Below are 19,406 nucleotides of genomic sequence, written 5' to 3' on the forward strand. Positions count from 1 at the left end.
GCCGTCCCGCCACGCCCGCCGAGGCGGCGGCCATGGTGACCGCGGCGCAGCGGGTGATCCGCTCGGGCGCCCCCGACCCGGACCTCCTCGCCGCGGCCGGGCACACCGCCCAGCTCGCGATCCGCGAGGTCGCCGTACGCCCCGCCTGGCTGCCCCGCGTGCTCGACCGGCTCGGGCCGGGCAACGCGGCCTGGGTGCGCGCCAACGTCGCAGCGCGCCGCGAGTTCCGCTCGATGCACCCCACGTCGAACGCCGACCTCGCCGACGAGCTGCCCGCGTGGCGGATCGTGGCGCCCGCCCCGGCCCGCACCCTGCTGCGCAGCTACCGCGAGGCGGAGCGCCGCTTCGGCGTGGACTGGGAGTACCTCGCCGCGATCAACCTCGTCGAGACCGCCTTCGGCCGGATCCGGGGCACGTCGGTGGCGGGTGCGCAGGGACCGATGCAGTTCATCCCGACCACGTGGGACATCTACGGCGCGGGCGGCGACATCGACGACGCCCACGACGCGATCCTCGCCGCCGGCCGGCTGCTGCGCGCCAACGGGTTCGCCCGCGACAAGGGCGCGGCGCTGTGGCGCTACAACAACTCCTGGGCCTACGTCCGCGGCGTCACCCTCCACGCACGGGCGATGCAGCGCGACCCGCACCAGCTCCGCGGCTACCTCGCGTGGCAGGTCTACTACCTGACCCGCGTCGGGAGCGTCTGGCTGCCGGAGGGCTACGCCCATCGTCGCCCCGTGCCCGTGCAGTCGTACGTCGCTGCGCACCCCGAGCGCTTGCCCTGAGGGCCCCCCTAGAGGGTCCCGTCGACCTCGGCCTGCGAGCGCAGGATGCAGAACTCGTTGCCCTCGGGATCGGCGAGAACGACCCAGCCGCTCCCCGGCCCGTACTTCCCGCGCTGGTCACCCACCTGGCGCGCCCCCATCGCGAGCACGCGCGTGACCTCGTCGTCGCGGGTGCCCTCGCGCGGGCGGACGTCGAAGTGGATCCGCTTGGCCGGCAGCTCCGTGTCGGCGACCTCGATGAAGAGGATCGAGTGCCCGGTGTCCGGGTCGAGGATCATGCACTCCTCGTGGCCGGGCTCGTTGGGATCGCCCTCGACGTCGACGTAGCCCAGCAGCCCCTTCCACCACTCGGAGAGCTCGTAGGCGTGGTGGCAGTCGACGGTGGTGTGCGAGACGAAGGAGGTCACCGCGGCGTCAGTCCGTGCCGTTGCGGTGTACGAAGTCCACGATCTGCTCGGCCAGCTCGGGCCGGCAGACGATGAGGTCGGGCAGCGAGGTGTCGTCGGCGTTGTAGACCAGGGGCGAGCCGTCCACGCGGCTGCAGTGCAGACCCGCCGCGCGGGCGACCGCCACGGGTGCCGCGTTGTCCCACTGGTACTGCCCACCGGCATGGACGTAGGCGTCGGCGATGTCGCGCACCACGCTCATCACCTTCACGCCCGCGCTGCCCATCGGGACGAGCTCGGCGTCGAGCTCCGCGGCCAGCGCCTCGACGAAGGCCGGTGGGCGGCTGCGCGACACGGCGATGCGGGGACGCTCGGAGGTGCGCGGAGGTACGACGCTGGGGCGGCCGGTGTGGAACGTCTCCCCCAGCGCCGGCTGGGCGACCGCGCCCGCCACGAGGTCGCCGTCCTCCCAGAGCGCGACGTGGACCGCCCAGTCGTCGCGCGGCGGCTCGGAGAACTCTCGGGTGCCGTCGAGCGGGTCGATGATCCAGACCCGGCGCGCGGTGAGGCGTGACTTGTCGTCGGCCGCCTCCTCGGACAGGACGGCGTCGCCCGGGCGGTGCTGGGTCAGGACCCGGTCGAGCTCGGCCTGTGCGGCGGCGTCCCCGGCGTCCTTCAGGGCCTTGCCCTCGAGGCCGTCGGCCGCCGCCCCCGCGCGTACGTCGAGCAGCACGGTGCCGGCGCGTTCGGCTGCCCAGACGGCGAAGGCATGGTCGTCGAGCGTGGTGGGATCGATCATTCCGGGGTCCCTGCGTCGAGGGGAGCGAAGCGAGGCTCGTCGGGGTGTGGGGTCATGTCGGCAGCCTATCGACGCGCGAGCGTCCGCTCGCGGCAGCCATCACGTCCGTGGGCGGGGCACCATGTCGGCGGCGACGCCGCTCTCCTGGACCTGGCGCAGCATCGCCACCGCCTCCAGCTGGGTGCGCGCCCCCAGCTTGCTGCGCAGCGACTTGACGTGGCTGCGGACCGTGCCGTCGGCCACCCCCATGACCTCGGCCGCCTCACGGACCCGGCTCCCGGAGGCCAGCAGCTCCAGGACCCGCAGCTGCTGCGGGGAGAGCGTCCGCATGAGCGCAACGAGGTCCTGACGCCTGTCAAGGGCTTCTGTCCACCTGGCATGCAGCTCGGCGCGTTCTCCAGTTTCCATCAAGGTTGACCCGGAGGAGAGACGATCCACCACGTCGGCGAGCTGGTCGATGGAGGTGGCGGTCGTGACGACGTCGACGGCACCGTCGGCCACGAGCCCGCCCCACCAGAAGGCGAACGGGTCCGACGTCACCACCGCGACCCGTACGTCGCCGAGGGCCACGAGCCGGCCGACCTCCTCGACCACGACCGGGTCGTCGAGGCCGTCGAAGATGGCCACCACGTGCCGGGTCCTGCCCTCCTCCGCGCGTGCTGCCGCCTCCTCGACGAGGCCGTCCCACGCGCGGAAGTCCGCGTCCGCACCCACCGAGCGCAGCGCGGCGGTCACCGCCTGTGCCACCAGGAGGTGGGGCGAGACGACCCAGGTGGTGCCCCGGCCGTCGGCGGTCGTCTCCGGCCGCGTGCGGGCGCGGGGTGTCGCGTCTCCCATCCCGCCTCCCTCGTGCCGAGCCTGGGACAAACGTGGCCGACGAGGACTCCTACGGCGTCCGTGACCACCCAACGTCAACCAAATGGGGGAGGCCGGTCGCGCCGTCGACCGCCGTGCTGCGACCGGGACGCGTCTTCTCGCACCTTGCCACGGCCTGCACACGTGCTTGGCACTGCCTTCGGGTGCTCTTGACGAAGACTGCCGGAGCCCTTCGGATGGCGGACCAGACCGGCTTTGACCCGTTTTCGGTACACCCACACAATCGACCCAGCGCCCCCGGATCCGGGTTCCACTCGGTGTGGGGAAGCACCGGACGCATTCGTCCGGCACGGGGGCTGGCAGCACGGAAGGGTCTTGGGGACCCGACCGAAGGGAATCGCAACGCTTGCTTTGGGGGGGAACCATGCTCCGGCATTTCAACGGGGAGCTGCACCACAAGATCGGGATGGGGGTCGCGGGAGGGCTCGCCCTGCTCGTCGTGGGTTGGATCGGATCCGGGGGCGCCCGGCTGTGGTCCGCCTCGTCGACGGCGCTGCCGTCGCCGGGCGACGGCGTCGTCAGCGGCGTCTTCGTCGCCGGGGCCGCCTGCGCCGCTGTCGTGTCCTGGCGCCGGCACGCCGGACCGATGACGGGATGGATCGTCGCGACGGGCGCGCTCGTCGCCACCCAGGCGCTGCTGGTCACGTTGCTCGCGCTCCGCAACCAGCTGCCCCGGAGCGCCGCCGACATCGGCGTGCTCCTCGCCGTCGCCGTGCTGGGCCTGCTGGCCGTGGTGGGGCCGCTGCTCCGCCTGCACCGCGCCAAGCACGTGCTCGACGACGGCTTCGGCATCGGGCTGGGCATGGGGCTCACCGCCGCCGGGCACCTCCTGCTGCAGCTGCCGATGGCGACGCCCCCGGCCACCTTGATGCCGGCGGTGATCGGCGTGCTCGTCGCGACCCACGTCGCTGCCACTGCGCTGGTGCTGCGACAGCGGGCCCTGTCGCGGCCGATGTCGTGGCTGCTGGCCGTCACCGTGCCGGTCGTCGCCCTGGGCCTCCTCACCCACACCGCCGTCCTCGGCGACGCCACCTGGGCTGTCGGGGTCTCGGTGGCCCGCGCGGGCGTCGGTGCCGCCTGGTTCAGCATCCTCCTGATCAGCATCCGCCGGTCCCTCGAGGACGACCGCCGCCGCATCAACACCCTCCAGCAGGTGCTGGACTCCGCCTCGCGCGACCAGCGCGAGCGCATGCACGAGCTGCGGAGCACGGTGGCCGGGCTGGTCAGCGGCTCGGCGCTGCTCGACAGCCCGGAGGTCTCCTCCGAGACCCGCGAGCGCCTCTGGTTCTCGGTGCGACGCGAGCTCGACCGCATGGAGCGCCTGCTGTCGGGGCAGGACGTGTCCGCCACGGACATCGACCTCGACGAGGAGCTCGGCCTGATCCTCGACCTGCAGCGGCTCAAGGGCCGTCGCGTCGAGCTCCGCAGCAGCGGCGACAAGGTGCACGCCCGGTTCGACGCGCTCGCCGAGGTCGTCAACATCCTCATGGACAACGCCGTCACCCACGGTGGGTCGGACGGCAGCCTGGTGGAGGTCGTGCGCCGCGACGAGGAGACCGTGGACATCACGGTCACCGACTTCGGCCGCGGCATCCCGGCCGACCAGCGGCCGCAGATCTTCGAGTGGGGCCGGCGCGGCAGCGACTCCCCCGGCGAGGGGATCGGCCTCCACCTGGCCCAGCGGTTGATGGCCGAGGACGGCGGCTCGCTGCGCCTGGCCGAGGACCGGGGCGTCGGCTCGTCCTTCGTCATCTCCCTCCCGGCGGTGCGGCGCTCGCCGGAGGACGCCCTGACTCTGGAGGACGGCCGTGGCTGGCGTCGCTCGGGCTGACCACCGCGTGCTCATCGTCGACGACCACGTGCTCTTCGCGGAGTCGCTGGAGCTCGCGCTGTCGCTGGAGGGCTACGACGTACGTCGGCTCGAGATGCCGGAGGAGGGCGGTTCGATGGCCACGTTGCGCTCGCTCGCCTTGCGGGCCAACCCGCGCACGGTGCTGCTCGACCTCGACCTGGGGCGCTTCGGCGACGGCACCAACCTGATCGCCCCGCTGGCGCGTGCCCACATCAACGTCGTGGTGCTGACCGCCTCGGAGGACCTCGGCCGCTGGGGCGGGTGCATGCGGCTGGGTGCGCGCAGGGTGCTGCCCAAGAGCGGTGCCCTGCAGCAGGCGCTGTCGACCGTACGCCGCCTGCACCAGGGGCTCCCGGTGACGAGCAGCGCGGAGCTCGAGACGCTCCTCGACGCATGGGCCAAGCAGCGGAGGGTCCACGACGACCTCCGCCGTCGCCTCGACCTGCTCACGCCGCGCGAGCGACAGGTGCTGGGCGCGCTGATCGAGGGGCACACGGTGCGGGCGATCTCGGAGGAGAGCGTCGTCTCGGAGGCGACGGTGCGCACGCAGGTCAAGTCGATCCTGAGCAAGCTCGAGGTGTCGTCACAGCTGGCCGCCGTCGGTATGGCGAACCAGGTCGGTTGGAAACAGGGCGCGTGACGGGAGACAGCTGATGAGCGGCATCGGGGGGATACGGACGTTCTCGACAGGGGCGTTCGCGACGGATGCACTGCGCCGGATGGCCGACCTGCTGCACCACCGCGGGCCCGACCGTTCCGGGGTGTGGGTCGGCCAGGACGTCGGCCTGGCCCACACCAGGCTCGACCTCGGCGACCAGGACCGGTCCCGCCAGCCCCTGCACTCCGGGGACGGCCGCTGGGTGCTCGTGCTCGACGGGCGGGTGGCCAACCACGACAGCCTCCGCTCTCACCTGGACTACCCGTTCCGCACCGGCAGCGAGGCCGAGGTCGTGGTGGCCGGGCTCGCCATCGACGGCATCAGCTTCGTCGAGCGGCTGCAGGGTGAGTTCGCCCTCGTCGCCCACGACCTGCGCACCGACACCACCCACCTGGTGCGCGACCGCCTCGGCATCCGTCCGCTCTACTACCGCCACGTGCCGGGCGGCCTCGCCTTCGGCTCCGAGGTGAAGGCCCTGCTGGCCGTGGGCCCGCCGCCGCAGGTCGACCACCGCAGCCTCGACGCCTACCTGGGCACGCGGGTGGTGCCGGCGCCGGACACGTTGTTCGAGGGCGTCAAGAAGGTGCGCCCCGCGCACCGTGTCTCGATCATGCCCGGCGGGCACGTCGAGGAGACCCACTACTGGATGCCGCCGGAGATGGACCCCGAGGGCGCCTGGAGCCCCGCGGACGCGGTGGAGGCGGTCGGTGACGGCGTACGCGAGTCCGTCCGGTCGGCACTCTCCGCGGACCTCCCCGTCGGCGTCCACCTCTCCGGGAGCCTCGGCAGCAGCCTCGTCGCCGCCCAGGTGCGCCAGCTGCGGGGCGACGAGCCGGTCCACACCTTCTCCGCCGGCTTCGACGACGGCGACGAGCCGCACTGGGCGCGGCGACTGAGCACGCTGCTCGGCACGCAGCACCACCAGGTGCGGGTGCGCGCGGCGGACTTCGAGGACCTGTGGCCCCGGCTGACCTGGCACCGCGACGCGCCGATCTCCGGGCCGGGCGACGTCGTCGCCCACCTCCTGGCGCGCGCGGCGCGCGACCACGTGCCGGCGGCGCTCACCGGGGAGGGCGGGGACCAGCTCTTCGGGGGGCACCCGAAGGCGCGCTACGCCCGGCTCGCGGAGCGGTCCACGGCACTGCCCGCGCGGTTGCGCTCGACGCTCGCGAGGCCGGTGGAGCGGCACCTGGGGACCTCCTGGTCCGAGTCGTTCACCGCACCCGAGCGGGAGCGGTTGCTCGGCACCCCGCCGCCGCTCGAGCGGCGTACGTCGGCGACGCTAGGAGCCGATCCCGTGGACCGGGTGCTGCGGGACGACCTGCACCACCGCCTACCCGACGACCTCCTCGAGCGGATGGACCGGATGTCGATGGCGGCCTCTCTCGAGGTGCGCCCCCCGATGCTCGACCACCGGCTGGTCGAGCTGGCCTTCCGGCTCCCCTCCTCGGTGAAGGTGCGCGCCGGGACCGCCCAGTGGGTGCTCCGTGAGGTCGCGCGACCGTTCCTGCCCGACGAGGTGATCGACCGGCGACCGTCCCCGGGCCGGGTCCCCGTCGACTCCTGGTTGCGCAGCGGTCTGCGTGACACCGCGCGCGACCGGCTCACCGGGCCCGGCTCCTGGGTCGCGAACACCCTCGACCGCTCGCTCGTGCGCGACCTCGTCGACCGGCACGAGCGCGGGGCCGGCGAGGAGGTCCGACTCTGGACCCTGCTGTGCCTGGAGATGTGGCACGACTGCTTCTTCGGCGCTCCCCCGACGGCACCCAGGCCCCGCCGGGAGTCGCCGTCGGTCGCGGCCCCCGGCCGACGCGCCTGAGGCCCGCGCCTGATGCCCCGCGCCCGAGCGTCGTCCGCCGCGCCCACCTGTCGAGGGTGCGGGGGAGGGTGCGGCGGAGGGTGCGGCGGCGGCCGGGGTTGGGGGATCCTCGACCGCCGCCACTGGTTCGCTTCGTCCGAGGTGACGGGGCGTGGGGGTCCCTCGTCACCCGTGCGGCCACGAGGGCCGGCGCAGGGACGGCATGAGTGCGGCGAGACCAGTGAGGTGCACCACTTCGAGGCTAGGTCCAGACCGGCACGGCGCACATCCCACCGACTGGGTATCTGCCCGCCGCCGGGACCGCCCGGAGGCCCGGCGCCGTGCAGGGCTTTCGCTGATTTGCGGCATGCCGCGGGCAGGAGGCGTCCATAGGCTCGCACCACGAGCGGCAGGGGTGCCGCCGGGGAGCTGGGGGGAGGGGTTCGTGACATGACGCAGACCACGGTCGGTCGGATCACACCCGATGCTGCACTGCTGACCGCGACGATCCCCCGCCCACGCGGGCTCCTGCGGCCGGCACGACCATCCGAGCCGGTCGCCGCCGTCGTGACCGTCCCGCCCGTGCTGTCGTCCTCGACAGCACCGAAGGGGCACGCCCTCGGTCTGGACGCGGCGCTCGCCGCGACGCTCGCCGCGGCTGCGGCGATGCTGGACCTGGTGCCGATGGTGGCCGCGGTCGTCGCGGCCATGGCCTGGCCACTGCTGCTGCTGGCGGCCGGCCACTACCGCCGCCCGGTCCTCGGCGAGAGCCGCCTCGCGCGGCCCACGCGGGTCCTGGGCACCGGCGTCCGGTCCGCCGTGCTGGTGCTCGCCGTGTCCCCGTGGTTCGTCACGGTCGACCTGGTCGCCCTGGCCGAGCTGGTGGCCGTCCTCAGCGTCGCCAGCTCCGTCCCGGCGCTGCTCGGTGCCCGCCACCGGCGGCCGCGGGTCGTGCTCGCCGGCCGCCCGCGCGACGTCCGGGAGGCCATGGCCGAGCTCCGGTCCGCCAACACCCACGAGGTCGTCGCCGCGTGCCTCACGCGGACGTCCAAGATGTCCCTCGGCGACCTGCCGACCTACGTCGGCTTCGAGGCCTCCTCCGCCGTCGCGCACCACCACCAGGCCGACTCGTTCGTCGTGCTCCCCGGTGCGCGCCTGTCTCCCGTGGAGGTGCGTCGCCTGCACTGGTCGCTGGCCGGAGTGGGTGCCGAGCTCTACCTCGGCACCGGACTCCTGGACGTCGAGCCGCAGCGCACCCGCGTCGTCTCCACCGGCGGCATCGACATCCTCCACGTCACCTCTCCCGTCCTCCACGGCCCGCGACGCCTGCTCAAGGACGTGGTCGAGCGGTCCGTCGCCCTCGTCGCGTTCGTCGCGACCCTGCCGCTGCTGGCGTTGCTGTGCCTCGCGATCCGACTCGAGACACCGGGCCCGGCGTTGTTCCGCCAGGACCGCATCGGCCGCGACGGAGTCCCGTTCACCATGCTCAAGCTGCGGTCGATGGGTGTCGGCGCCGAGGACGAGCGGTCCGGGCTCACCGAGGCCAACGAGGGCGACGGCATCCTCTTCAAGATCCAGCTCGACCCGCGGATCACCCCGCTGGGACGGCGGCTGCGCCGCTACTCGCTCGACGAGCTGCCTCAGCTGTGGAACGTCGTACGCGGCGACATGTCCCTCATCGGCCCCCGACCCGCACTCCCGTGCGAGGTCGCCCGCTACGACACCGACCCGCGCCGGCGACTCGTCGTCAAGCCCGGGGTGACCGGACTGTGGCAGGTCTCGGGTCGCTCGGACCTGAGCTGGGCCGAATCGGTCAGGCTCGACCTGAAGTACGTCGACAACTGGTCGCTGCGCCTCGACCTGTTGATCCTCGCCCGCACCGTCCAAGCGGTCCTGGGGCACCGCGGTGCCTACTGACCGCGGCGTCTCGACGCTCGTGCTCATCGGCCCTGGGGGGGCCACACCATGACCATGCGACGTCTCCGAGCAGCTGTGCTCGGCTCAGTGACGGCCCTCGTGCTCGTCGGCTGCGCCAGCCACGTGTCCACGCCTCGCGCCGACAGCGGCGCCCGCGCGCCGGATCAGGTGTCGACAGGGCCAGCACCGACCAGCGCAGGGGCGGCGGACCCGCGGGCCACGGCCACCCCCAGCGCCGTCGCGCCGCCGGCGACGGACCCGGAGGGTCCCCACGAGGACGTCACGCCGGGAGGCAACGACGGGACCTCGAGCGATGAGGGCAGCGTCGACGAGCGGGAGGCAGAGATGCCTGTGGCCCCAGAGGATGCCGACGTCGACCTGTCCGACCTGCTGGCGGAGCCGGACGTCGCGCCTCTGGTCTCCAAGCCCCTTCCTCGGATGGCGAGTGCGGTCGGCCGGCTGGTGGGGCAGTTTCCCGCACTGCTCCGGCCGACCGAGAGGTCTGCGGTGGAGAGCAGCAGCATCTCCCCTTCGGGCGACCGGCTCCAGGTCGGACTGGTCGCCTCGACCTCGCTGGCACCCCACGAGGTGCTGCTGGCCTTCCGCACGCGACTGGCACTCCGTGGACTCGTCGAGCGGCAGGCCCCGGCGGTCGTCCTCGGGTCTGAGTCCGCTGCCTTCCGGCGCGGAGGAAGCGTGATCACGCTCATCGTGTCCGCGAACGGGGGCCGCACGACCTACTCCGTCCACGCCGCCCTGCACGCCGGGGGTGAGTGAGCCGGATGTACATCTCCGTGCGCGATCGGCCGGCCTCGGACGCGGGGGCACAGACGGGTGCGTCGACGGCGCGGCCGCCGGTCGGCCGCGTCGTGATCATCCTCGGGGTGGTCTCGCTGCTGACCGACGTCTCCTCGGAGTCGGTCTCGGCGATCCTCCCGCTCTACCTCACGGTCGTCGTGGGCCTCACGCCCGTGGCGTACGGGCTGATCGACGGCCTCTACCAGGGCGTCAGCGCGCTCGTCCGCCTCGGGGGTGGCTGGCTGGCGGACGCCTCCGACCGGCCGAAGTGGGTGGCGTTCCTCGGCTACGGGCTCTCGGCGCTCGCGCGCGTGTTCCTGCTGTTCGCCTCGGGGGCGGCGGGGATCGCCGCAGTGGTCACCGCCGACCGCATCGGCAAGGGGATCCGCACGGCTCCCCGCGACGCGATGATCAGCACCTCGACCCCCAGCGAGCACCTCGGCCGGGCCTTCGGCATGCATCGGATGCTCGACACGATCGGGGCCGCACTCGGTCCGCTCATCGCGTTCGGGCTGCTGCAGCTGGTGCCCGACGGCTACTCGGTCGTGCTGGTCGTCTCGCTCGCCTTCGCGCTGGCCGGCGTGGCCCTCCTCGGGCTGCTCGGCCCCGACGTGAGGACCCGCCCGCCGAGCACCGGCGCCACGCCACCGCCGTTCCAGTGGCGTGACCTCACCGACCGCCGGTTGCGTCCCCTGCTGGCGGTCTCCGGCGTGCTGGGCCTGCTGATGGTCGGGGACGGCTTCATCTACCTCGCACTCCTCGACCACGGTGACGTCAACGTGTCGTGGTTCCCCCTGTTCTACGTCGGCACCAACCTCGCCTACCTGCTGCTCGCCGTGCCGATCGGCCGGCTCGCCGACCGGGTCGGTCGGGCGAGGACCTTCGTCGTGGGACACCTGGCGCTGGTGGGTGCGTACCTGTGCTCGGTGCTGCCCGCGTCGACCGCGGCCGCCACCATCGGGACGCTGCTCCTGCTCGGCACCTTCTACGCCGCGACGGACGGCGTCATCGCCGCCATCGCCGGTAGGCTGGTGCCCGTGCAGGCACGCACGAGCGGCATCGCCGCCGCCCAGACCGTGGTCGCCCTGGCGCGGATGCTCGCCTCGGCCGGATTCGGCCTGCTGTGGGTGCTGCTGGGGCCGGCCGCGGCGATGCTCACGGTGGCCGCGACCCTCGTGGTGGCGATCCTGGCCGCGGCGACCCGGGTGGGCCGTCTCGACACCGCCGTGATCACCCCGTGAGGCGCGGATGAGCGTCCGCGCCCGCGTGCTGTCGTTCGTGGCCGTCGTGGTGGTGCTGGTCGTCGGGGCGGGCCTCTACGTCGTCGACGAGGGGCACGAGGTCCGGGCGCAGCGCGCGACCGACCCCGACGCCCCCCGGACGCCCGTCGCCTCGGTGGCCGAGGGGCCCAGGATCGTCTTCCGGCACACGGGCCTCGACAACGAGTTCGGCGTCGTGGCCATCGTGCCCCTCTCGGATCCCGGCGGTCCGCGCGCCTTCACCGGCGTGGCCTGCGACCGGGTGGCGGCCCGACCCGAGGGAGCCTCGTGCCTGGTCACCGACGCCGGCGTCACGACGACGTTCGAGGTGCAGGAGCTCAACGCCCAGTGGGAGCAGGTCGACTCCTCTCCCCTGCCGGGCATCCCCAGCCGCACCCGCCTGTCCCCCGACGGGACGCTGGTCGCGACGACGGTGTTCGTGAGCGGCCACTCCTACATGTCGACGGGCTTCTCCACGACCACGGAGGTGCACGAGTTCGGTGGGGGCACCCGGCGGGGCACCCTGGAGAAGTTCGACCTCGTCCTCGACGGACGCGCCGTGAATCCTGTCGACCGCAACATCTGGGGTGTCACGTTCGTCGACGACGACACCTTCTACGCCACCGTCGGCACCGGCGGGCGCACCTTCCTGGTCGAGGGCCACCTCGCCGCACGCACCCTGACCTCGGTGTCACCGGATGCGGAGTGTCCGGCCCTCTCGCCGGACGGCACCCGCGTCGCGTTCAAGGTGGACGTGGACCCGGGGCGACCCATCGTGTGGCAGATCGCCGTCCAGGACCTCGCGACGGGTGCACGGACGCTCCTGGAGCAGGGCCCTCGAGGCCTCGACGACCAGGTGGAGTGGCTCGACGACGACACCCTGCTCTACGGGATGCCTCGAGCGGACGAGCCGGGCGTGACCGACGTGTGGTCGGTCGACACCGCAGCCGACGCAGCGCCCGAGCTGCTCATCGAGCAGGCCTGGTCGCCGACCGTGGTGCGCTGAGGGTCAGGCCAGGTCTCGGCTGCGCGAGGCAGGCAGCGTCGAGACGTTGAGGACGTACGCCACCGTGCTGGGGTCCGGAGACACCTCTCCCGAGATGAGCCGGTCGAGCCAGGCGTCGTCGAGCACCCGGTGCTCGCGCGCACTGTCGAGCAGGCCAGGGTGCCGGCGCCAGTGCTCGACCACCCGGGCGGCGAGGATCGTCCCGCCGGCAGGCGGCCTCGTCGTGCTCGACCAGCGCTGTCGTGCCTTGGCGACCGCCTTGCGGGCGACGCTCTGCGCCGCTCGCGCGGTGTTGGCCATCCCCGGTCGGGCGAAAGACGCCGGTGGAGGACGCCCGTCGAGCGGCATCGCACCCAGCGCGGGGTCGAGCGACATCTGCAGTCGGGCCAGGAACAGGGACCCTCGCTTGCTCACCGGCGACATGGCCTGCGCGATGGCGATGAAGCGGTCGTCCAGCATCGGGTTGGCCACCGAGCGGTCGAGACAGACCGCCGTGTCCGTGACGCCGGCCCAGCGCTGCATGCGCTGCTCGAGGTAGAAGTCGTCGGTCGCCGCGAGCCACTCCTTGCCGGTCGCGGCCATCAGGCCGTGGATCCGGTCGACGGCCACCTGCTCGGCGACCTCCCGGAGCGGAGCCGCGAGCGCGGCGGGGTCGACGGCCTCGTTGGCGAACATCCGCCAACCGGTCAGTCGAGACACGCGCGAGCGCGTGACGGCGGTCCTCCGCGGGCTGCCGAGGTAGTAGAACCCGCGGGCCACCTCGCCCCCGAGCCCCGCGATGCGATGCCCCTGGTCGAAGCTCTGCTCGACCACGGTCAGCGCCGCCAGCGCGAGGGGGTCGGCCATCTCCTCGAGCCGCAGACTGGCCTCCGCCGCCAGGGCGTAGGCCTGCTCGGCGGTGAGTCCGTCGAGGCTCTCCAGCACCTCGACCTGGTGCTCGAGGCCCGTACGGTCGGCGATGCGCGCGGCGATCTCGGCGTCGGGCGAGCCCGGCACGGCGAGGGTCATGGCGCGCAGGCCGCGGCGCAGGTCCGGTGGCACGGCGCTGAGCAGGATCCGCGAGTCCTGGCCGCCGGTCAGCTGCAGGGTGGCGTCGGGGTGGTCGGTGACGTAGGCGGTGAGGTGCGCGCGGAGCATGTCGGTCGCTGCCGTGACCGCTTCGTCGAGCCCGAGGGGTGCGCACGGGGTGGGGCGACCGTCGACCAGGTGCAGACGACCGTGCCGCAGTCGCACCAGGTGGCCCGGGGCGAGCTTCGTGACGCCGGCGTGCAGGGTGCCCTGCCCGACCTGCCACCCGAGCAGGCTCTGCACCGCGAAGGCCTCGCGGTCGAGGCCCTCGCCGCCCAGCGCCCCCAGGACGCGGGACGACGTGCTCAGCGCCGCGTGGTCCGGCCCGTGGGCGTGGTAGACGTGTCGGAACCCGAGCGCGTCGGTGACGGCGACCGCCTCGTCCGCGGACACCCGGCGGAAGGCGCCGAAGGGAGGGAGCACCTCCGCGAGGCCGGCGAGGTCCTCGTCGTCGAGCAGTCGGACGACGTCGTCGTCCGAGAGCTGGCGCTCGTGGCGGCGAGCCACGCTGGCCAGGGCGACGTAGCCGGTGTCGGGGAGAGCGAACCCTCCCCACAGCGCGACGACAAGCCCGCCGGTCTCCTCGACGGTCGGGTCCTCGATGCCGGCGAGCGCGAGCGCGCGGCGTACGTCACCGGACGTGGGCACGGCACCGCGGCGCGACACGCAGAGCACCCCCGGCTGCATGACGACAGCCTAGGGCCGCAACGCCACGTGCTCCTGCCCAAAACTGGGCAGGAGCACGCAGAGGGGGTGGAGGCTCAGGGCCTCGCGACGGCACCGTCGTCGTAGGTGTTGCCGGTCCACTCGTTGCCGGGCGCGTTGGTGTCGAAGTCGGTCACCGGTCCGGCTCGCCCGCACTTGCGCGTCGTGCCACGCTCGAAGACGTTGTCGATGAACCGGATGCCACGGGCGTCGTCGGAGTAGGGCTTGCCCGCGGACGACCCGCCATAGGCGCAGAAGTAGGCCGGGGTCGCCTTGAACAGGTTGTTCTGGATCAGGTTGTTCTGGACCGGTCCGAAGTCGCCGTAGCCGGTGAGCGGGGCGGAGCAGCCGGCCTCCGGCGCGACGTCCGGGGCATCGCAGGCGATGGTGTTGTGCAGGATCTGGGAGTTGATCCCCATCCTGATCCCGGACTCGTGGTAGTAGCCCGACTCGTCCTTGAACTGGCCGTGGACGTAGGAGTCCTTGACCGTGCAGTCCTCGGCACAGTTGATCGACCGGTTGCCGCCGATGACGTGGATGCGCTCGGCGACGAAGTCGGTCTCACCCAGGCCGGTGCCCTCCTTGTTGCCGGCGTCGATCATCGAGTCCGAGATCGTCAGGCTGCCGCCGGAACCGACACCGACGGTGCCGACGATCGAGGAGCGCGACACGGTGACGTTGGGCGCGGAGATGGTCAGGTCGCCCGTGATGGTCTTGGCGTCGATCACCGCTCCGGCCTGGGTGATGTTCATCGGGCCGTTGTAGGCCGTCAGCGCGGTGCCGGCCGGCACGCCGGTGTTGCCCTCGTTGGGCCACCCGGACGAGACGGGTGTCGGGGTCGGCGTCGGGGTCGGCGTGGTCTGCGTGCCGCCCTTCGGGCTGAACCGGACGTCGACCCAGTAGTTGGAGTCGCGGTAGCTCCGTGTCGGGAGCTCCGACGTCGCGCCGTAGCGGAAGACGCCGCTGGAGCCGCTGACGGTGCGGAGGTAGGCGTTGGACCGCTGCTTGCGCAGCCCACGCTCGGTGACGGCATAGCGACCCTTCGGCGCGAAGACGGACACCGTGTAGGTCTTTCCGGGCTTGACCGCGATCGTGCGCGGGAAGCTCACGTCGACCCATCCGGCACCCTTGCGGCGCTGGATGCGGGCGGTGGTCAGGCGCTTGCCCTTCGCATTCCACAGCGAGGCCCTGGTCGGCGTCTTCCCGGAGCCCTTGGCGAGCTTGTACACCTGGGCGCCGGTGATCCTGCCCTTCGCGAGCACCTCGAACCGCAGCCCGAGCTCGACGGGCCGCGAGTCGCTGTCCAAGGTCGCGGAGCCCGGCGACCCGGCGCCGAACAGGCCGACTACGGAGGCAGCGCGAGCTCCGGGGCGGAGGTCGGGTGCGGCCGGTGACGGCGACGCCTGGATCGTGGCCGCCGCGACGACCGCCGCGACGCCGGTCAGCACAAGGGATGCGGACCGGCGGAAGGTGGATCGGTTGCGGGCAGACTGACGTGAGCTGTGGAACATGGATGCAACTTTCATACGACGATGTGGCCTGACCCCGTGCCCTCAGTAAGGCACACGGGTCGAGAGGCGCAAAGTCATCTCGATTCGCAGTCGTCACTCAAGCCACATGAGACACACACGTCACACAACACCGGCAATATGCCCACAATTTGGTAGGTATTTCCTTCAGGGTCCGTCAAGATTCCCCGGCGGCCACCTGCTCGGCCATCCGTACGGCCTGCGCGTGGTCGGACTTCCCGTTGGCCAGGCGCGGCACCCGGGCCACGGGGATCAGCACGTCGGGGCGCGAGTCCGGCGACACGTGGGCGGCGAGGCCCTGCCGCAGACCCTCCATGTCGGCCGACGCCGACGCCGACGCCGGTGCGACAAGGGTCACCAGCTCGCCACTGCGGATCGCCACCGTCATCGTGTCGACACCGCACCTCTCGCGCAGCACGCGATCGACGTCGTCCAGGTTGACGAAGATCCCGCTCCGCTTGACCAGTCGACCGGAGCGGCCGAGGCAGAACAGCTCGTCACCGCTCGCGCAGCCGAGATCACCCGTGACCACCCGGTCGGCCTCCCAGCGGGGGTACGTCGGCTCACCTCCCACCCCCGCGCCGCCACCCATGAGGTAGCCCGTCGTCAGGTGCGGGGCGCTGATCGCGAGCATCCCGGTCGTCCGGTCGTCGCGACGCTCCTCCACCAGGGCGGTCCGCCACGGGCCGACCCGCCCCGTGCCGATCGAGACCGAGCCGTGTCGCGACGTCACCGCCCGGACGTCGTCGAAGGTCGCGGCACTCGCGAAGCCCGCGGTCTCGCTCGTGCCGTAGGTGTTGACCAACGTGGGCACGCCGAGGCCGAAGACGCTCTCCGCCTGGCGGTGCGAGAGACGATCGCCGCCCGACCCCCACACCCGGAGCGACAGCGGTGGCGCCGAGCGCTCGTGCTCGGCCCGTGCCAGGTCGATGAAGCGCGGCGCGAGCCGGACGTGCGTGGCGCCCGCCCGGCCCGCGAAGGCGAGGGGTCGCACACGGTCGGTCAGTGCGTGCGACACCGCCAGCGACGCGCCACTCGCGAGGGCGAGCAGCCAGTTCGTCATCGACAGGTCGTAGGCCGGGTGCGAGGGCTCGGCCAGGCAGTCACCGGGGCCCAGCCCGAGCGCGGTCGCGCCGTGCGGGACGAACTCCGCCATGCACGTCCACGAGGAGAGCACCCCTTTGGGCCCGCCCCCAGTGGTGCCGGAGGAGGTGGCGACATAGCCCGACCCCGGAACACCCTCGCCATCCGGGTGCCTGCTCGTCAGCTCGCCGCTGCCGGCCACCACATCGGGGTCGAGACCGGTGAGGATCGCGTCCGCCCGCTCGGCAGGGGCCGAGGGATCGACGAAGCAGATGGCGAAGTCACCCACGACGGCGGCGAGGAGCAGCTCCACAGCCTCGATGGTCGCCGGGACCCGTGCCAGGACCACCGGTCGATCGCGCACCGCAGCTTCGGTGATGCGGCCGGCCAGGTCCTCGGCGTTCCGCAGGATCTCGGCGAGGGTGCGCTCGTCTCGTCGATCCGACACCCGCGGAGCACGAACGCTCCCGGCAGCCTCCTCGACGAGCGCGTGCAGCTCCGACATGGTCAGGTCGTGCAGGCGTCGATGTGGCGCGCGAGGGAGTCGACCGTGCCGAACACCTCGGCGGTGATGTCGTCCTCGTCCAGCTCGAAGTCGAACCGGTCCTCGATCACCGTGATCAGCTCGACGAGGGCGAGCGAGTCGAGCTGCGGGAGCGAGCCGAACAGCTCGGTCTCGGGCGGATAGGTCGCACGGTCCCCGCCGAGCAGCTCGGCAAGGACCTCGGCGAGCACCTCGGTGGTCCGGGTGAGCATCTGGTCGGTCATCTCGTCGCCTTTCGGGAGATCATACGAGCACCTCGAGCGGTGCCGCGTGGCTGAGGAACTGGGTCGGGCTGGCGGTCAGGCCGTAGGCGCCGGCCTGGAACAGGACCACCAGGTCTCCCACGTCGCTGGGTGGCAGGTCGACCTTGTCACCGAGGAGGTCCAGCGGTGTGCACAGGCAACCGACCACCTGGACGGTCTCGGACGGTTGCTGGTCCATCCGCGTCGCGACCGCGATGGGGTAGTTGCGTCGGATCACCTGGCCGAAGTTGCCGGAGGCGGCCAGCTGGTGGTGCATGCCGCCGTCGACCACCAGGAAGGTGGTGCCCCGGGAGACCTTGCGGTCCACGACCCGAGTGACATAGACCCCGGCCTCGCCGACGATGAAGCGACCCAGCTCCAGCAGGACTCGAGCATCGGGAAACGCCGGGCGCAGCCTCTCGCGCACCAGCTCGTGCAGGTTTCCGCCGATCGCCGCGAGGTCGAGAGGCTGGTCCTTGCCGTAGTAGGGGATGCCGAATCCGCCTCCCAGGTTGAGGTACGACGGCACCGTCGACATCACCTCCGCCATCCTCATCACGAGGTCCACCGTCTTGCGCTGCGCCTCGATGAGGATCTCCGCATGGAGATTCTGCGACCCGGCGAAGACGTGGAAGCCCCGCAGGTCGAGGTCGCGCGCCTCGAGCTCACGGATCAGGTCGGGCACGTCCTCGGCGTCCACGCCGAACTGCTGGGGGCCCCCGCCCATGCGCATCCCGGACCCCTTGACCTCGAAGTCCGGGTTGACGCGGACGGCGACCACAGGACGGATGCCGACCTGCTCGGCCTCCTTCGTGATCCGCTCCGCCTCGAGCCGGGACTCGATCTCGATGACCACACCGGCGGCGATCGCCTGCGACAGCTCGGCCTCCGACTTCCCCGGACCGGCGAAGCTGACCGCCTCCGGATCGATCGGAGTGTCGAGGGCGAGTCTCATCTCGGCGCCAGAGGCGACGTCGAGGGAGTCGACGATGCCGCTGAGGTGCTGCACGACCGCCGGCATCGGGTTGGCCTTGATCGCATAGCTCAGCTCGAGGTCGGTCGGCAGCGTCGCCCTGAGCAGGGCGACGCGCTCGGTCAGCCTCGACCGGTCGTAGGCGAAGAACGGGGTGCTCCCGACGCGGTCGGCGAGGCGGCGTACGGGCACACCCCCCACGAGCAGGTCCGGGCCGTCGCTCACCACGCCAGGCATGTGAGCTCGCTGTAGAGGTAGTCGATCTGCTCCGGCGCCAGCGTGGGACTGCGGAACATCTTGGGTCGCGAACGGGCCAGCTCCCGGCCGTGGCGCACGGGTCCTCCGGCAACGCGGTGCTCGACCAGCGTGATCGGGATGCGGTGCCTCGTGAGCAGGTGGCCGGCAACCTGGCCGGCTGCGGCGCGGAACAGCTCCGGGTTGCTCACGTGCAGGATCGAGCCGAAGGCGCGGACGTTCTTGCGTCTGTCGTGCCGGAAGACGACGTGGCAGTGCTCGCGTGAGGTGCTGACCACCAGGTGCCGGGCTGCGGCTGCCCGGGAGTGGTCGCGATAGCACTCGAGCTCAGTGGCTGTCAGCGTGGCGAGCAGGTCCGCGGGCCTGCTCGAGACCCGGACGCCGCGAGCCGGAGCCGGCAGGTTGGGCACCAGGCTGGTCCTGGTGTCGAGGTCTGCGAAGTGGAGCTTGCGGTTGAGGGGGACCACGTTGCCGCTGGGCGAGAAGTCGGTGAAGTGGTAGCCCTCCTGCCCCAGCAGGCGGGTCAGCAGTCGGGTGCCGCGGTGGCGCTGCCCCTCGAGCACGCACCACGCGCCCAGGTTGCAGAATCGCTCCACCGAGCCGTCGAGCACCCGGTCGGAGTAGTAGGCGAGGTAGGCGCCCACCACCTCGCCGTCAGCACGGAGGTGGTAGCCGTGGTTGGGCTGGTCGACCTCCCAGGGCACGGTGAGGGCATCGACCCACTGCTGCGGGGCAACCCGCGGGTTGAGGTGCTGGTGGAGGAAGCGGCCGACATCGGACACGTCGACAGACGTGATCGGCTCCACGGACACACCCACGTTCACCCTCCTCGAGCTCGAGCCCCGACGTCCTGACCAACGCGGCGCTTCCCCC

The 19,406-nt window shown here is 72.3% G+C and carries 17 protein-coding genes; 8 read left to right on the forward strand and 9 right to left on the reverse strand.

All coding sequences use genetic code 11. From position 1 onward, the window contains the following. A partial coding sequence (locus tag JWN97_RS19395) for a lytic transglycosylase domain-containing protein (protein WP_297626811.1) occupies positions 1–785 on the forward strand: 785 nt, incomplete at its 5' end. Between the two features lie 8 nt (positions 786–793). Here the strand turns inward: JWN97_RS19395 and JWN97_RS19400 are convergent. The 3 genes from JWN97_RS19400 to JWN97_RS19410 form a co-directional block, all read right to left on the reverse strand. After that, positions 794–1,192, reverse strand: coding sequence for a VOC family protein (locus tag JWN97_RS19400; protein WP_297626814.1), 399 nt, complete (start codon positions 1,190–1,192; stop codon positions 794–796). A gap of 7 nt (positions 1,193–1,199) precedes the next feature. Beyond that, complete coding sequence (locus tag JWN97_RS19405; protein WP_297626817.1) at positions 1,200–1,970, reverse strand: 3'(2'),5'-bisphosphate nucleotidase CysQ; 771 nt, start codon at positions 1,968–1,970, stop codon at positions 1,200–1,202. Between the two features lie 99 nt (positions 1,971–2,069). Continuing rightward, a complete protein-coding gene (locus JWN97_RS19410) occupies positions 2,070–2,807 on the reverse strand; it encodes a LuxR C-terminal-related transcriptional regulator (RefSeq protein ID WP_297626829.1) in 738 nt (245 codons plus the stop codon). 403 nt (positions 2,808–3,210) lie between these two features. Between JWN97_RS19410 and JWN97_RS19415 the strand changes: the two genes are divergently transcribed. From JWN97_RS19415 to JWN97_RS19445, 7 genes are all read left to right on the forward strand, one after another. Next, the gene (locus JWN97_RS19415) at positions 3,211–4,677 is read left to right on the forward strand and encodes a HAMP domain-containing sensor histidine kinase (RefSeq protein WP_297626833.1); all 1,467 of its coding nucleotides are present in this window, start codon (positions 3,211–3,213) and stop codon (positions 4,675–4,677) included. Then, on the forward strand, positions 4,655–5,338 hold the full coding sequence (locus tag JWN97_RS19420) for a response regulator transcription factor (RefSeq protein ID WP_297626836.1): 684 nt from the start codon (positions 4,655–4,657) through the stop codon (positions 5,336–5,338). Before JWN97_RS19415 ends, JWN97_RS19420 begins: the two co-directional genes overlap by 23 nt. A 13-nt stretch (positions 5,339–5,351) precedes the next feature. After that, complete coding sequence (asnB, locus tag JWN97_RS19425; RefSeq protein ID WP_297626839.1) at positions 5,352–7,175, forward strand: asparagine synthase (glutamine-hydrolyzing); 1,824 nt, start codon at positions 5,352–5,354, stop codon at positions 7,173–7,175. Positions 7,176–7,604: 429 nt separating this feature from the next. Next, the gene (locus JWN97_RS19430) at positions 7,605–9,071 is read left to right on the forward strand and encodes an exopolysaccharide biosynthesis polyprenyl glycosylphosphotransferase (protein ID WP_297626843.1); all 1,467 of its coding nucleotides are present in this window, start codon (positions 7,605–7,607) and stop codon (positions 9,069–9,071) included. 54 nt (positions 9,072–9,125) lie between these two features. After that, the gene (locus JWN97_RS19435) at positions 9,126–9,848 is read left to right on the forward strand and encodes a hypothetical protein (RefSeq protein WP_297626846.1); all 723 of its coding nucleotides are present in this window, start codon (positions 9,126–9,128) and stop codon (positions 9,846–9,848) included. 5 nt (positions 9,849–9,853) lie between these two features. Next, a complete protein-coding gene (locus JWN97_RS19440) occupies positions 9,854–11,110 on the forward strand; it encodes an MFS transporter (RefSeq protein ID WP_297626849.1) in 1,257 nt (418 codons plus the stop codon). A 7-nt stretch (positions 11,111–11,117) separates the two neighbouring features. Continuing rightward, entirely contained in the window at positions 11,118–12,134 is a 1,017-nt protein-coding gene (locus JWN97_RS19445; protein WP_297626852.1) for a hypothetical protein, read from the forward strand. Between the two features lie 3 nt (positions 12,135–12,137). Here the strand turns inward: JWN97_RS19445 and JWN97_RS19450 are convergent, their stop codons facing one another. The 6 genes from JWN97_RS19450 to JWN97_RS19475 form a co-directional block, all read right to left on the reverse strand. Continuing rightward, positions 12,138–13,889, reverse strand: coding sequence for an asparagine synthase-related protein (locus JWN97_RS19450; protein ID WP_297626855.1), 1,752 nt, complete (start codon positions 13,887–13,889; stop codon positions 12,138–12,140). A gap of 74 nt (positions 13,890–13,963) precedes the next feature. After that, complete coding sequence (locus JWN97_RS19455) at positions 13,964–15,355, reverse strand: DUF4082 domain-containing protein (RefSeq protein ID WP_297626858.1); 1,392 nt, start codon at positions 15,353–15,355, stop codon at positions 13,964–13,966. 238 nt (positions 15,356–15,593) lie between these two features. Continuing rightward, positions 15,594–17,024, reverse strand: a complete 1,431-nt coding sequence (locus tag JWN97_RS19460; protein WP_297626862.1) for an AMP-binding protein — start codon at positions 17,022–17,024, stop codon at positions 15,594–15,596. Between the two features lie 2 nt (positions 17,025–17,026). Next, complete coding sequence (locus tag JWN97_RS19465) at positions 17,027–17,287, reverse strand: acyl carrier protein (RefSeq protein WP_297626865.1); 261 nt, start codon at positions 17,285–17,287, stop codon at positions 17,027–17,029. 19 nt (positions 17,288–17,306) lie between these two features. Further along, complete coding sequence (locus tag JWN97_RS19470; RefSeq protein WP_297626868.1) at positions 17,307–18,515, reverse strand: pyridoxal-dependent decarboxylase, exosortase A system-associated; 1,209 nt, start codon at positions 18,513–18,515, stop codon at positions 17,307–17,309. Continuing rightward, on the reverse strand, positions 18,500–19,351 hold the full coding sequence (locus tag JWN97_RS19475; protein WP_297626871.1) for a hypothetical protein: 852 nt from the start codon (positions 19,349–19,351) through the stop codon (positions 18,500–18,502). Before JWN97_RS19475 ends, JWN97_RS19470 begins: the two co-directional genes overlap by 16 nt. Positions 19,352–19,406 lie beyond the last annotated feature (55 nt).

The sequence above is a fragment of the Nocardioides sp. genome, assembly GCF_025965415.1.
In the GTDB taxonomy this organism is placed as follows: Bacteria; Actinomycetota; Actinomycetes; order Propionibacteriales; family Nocardioidaceae; genus Nocardioides.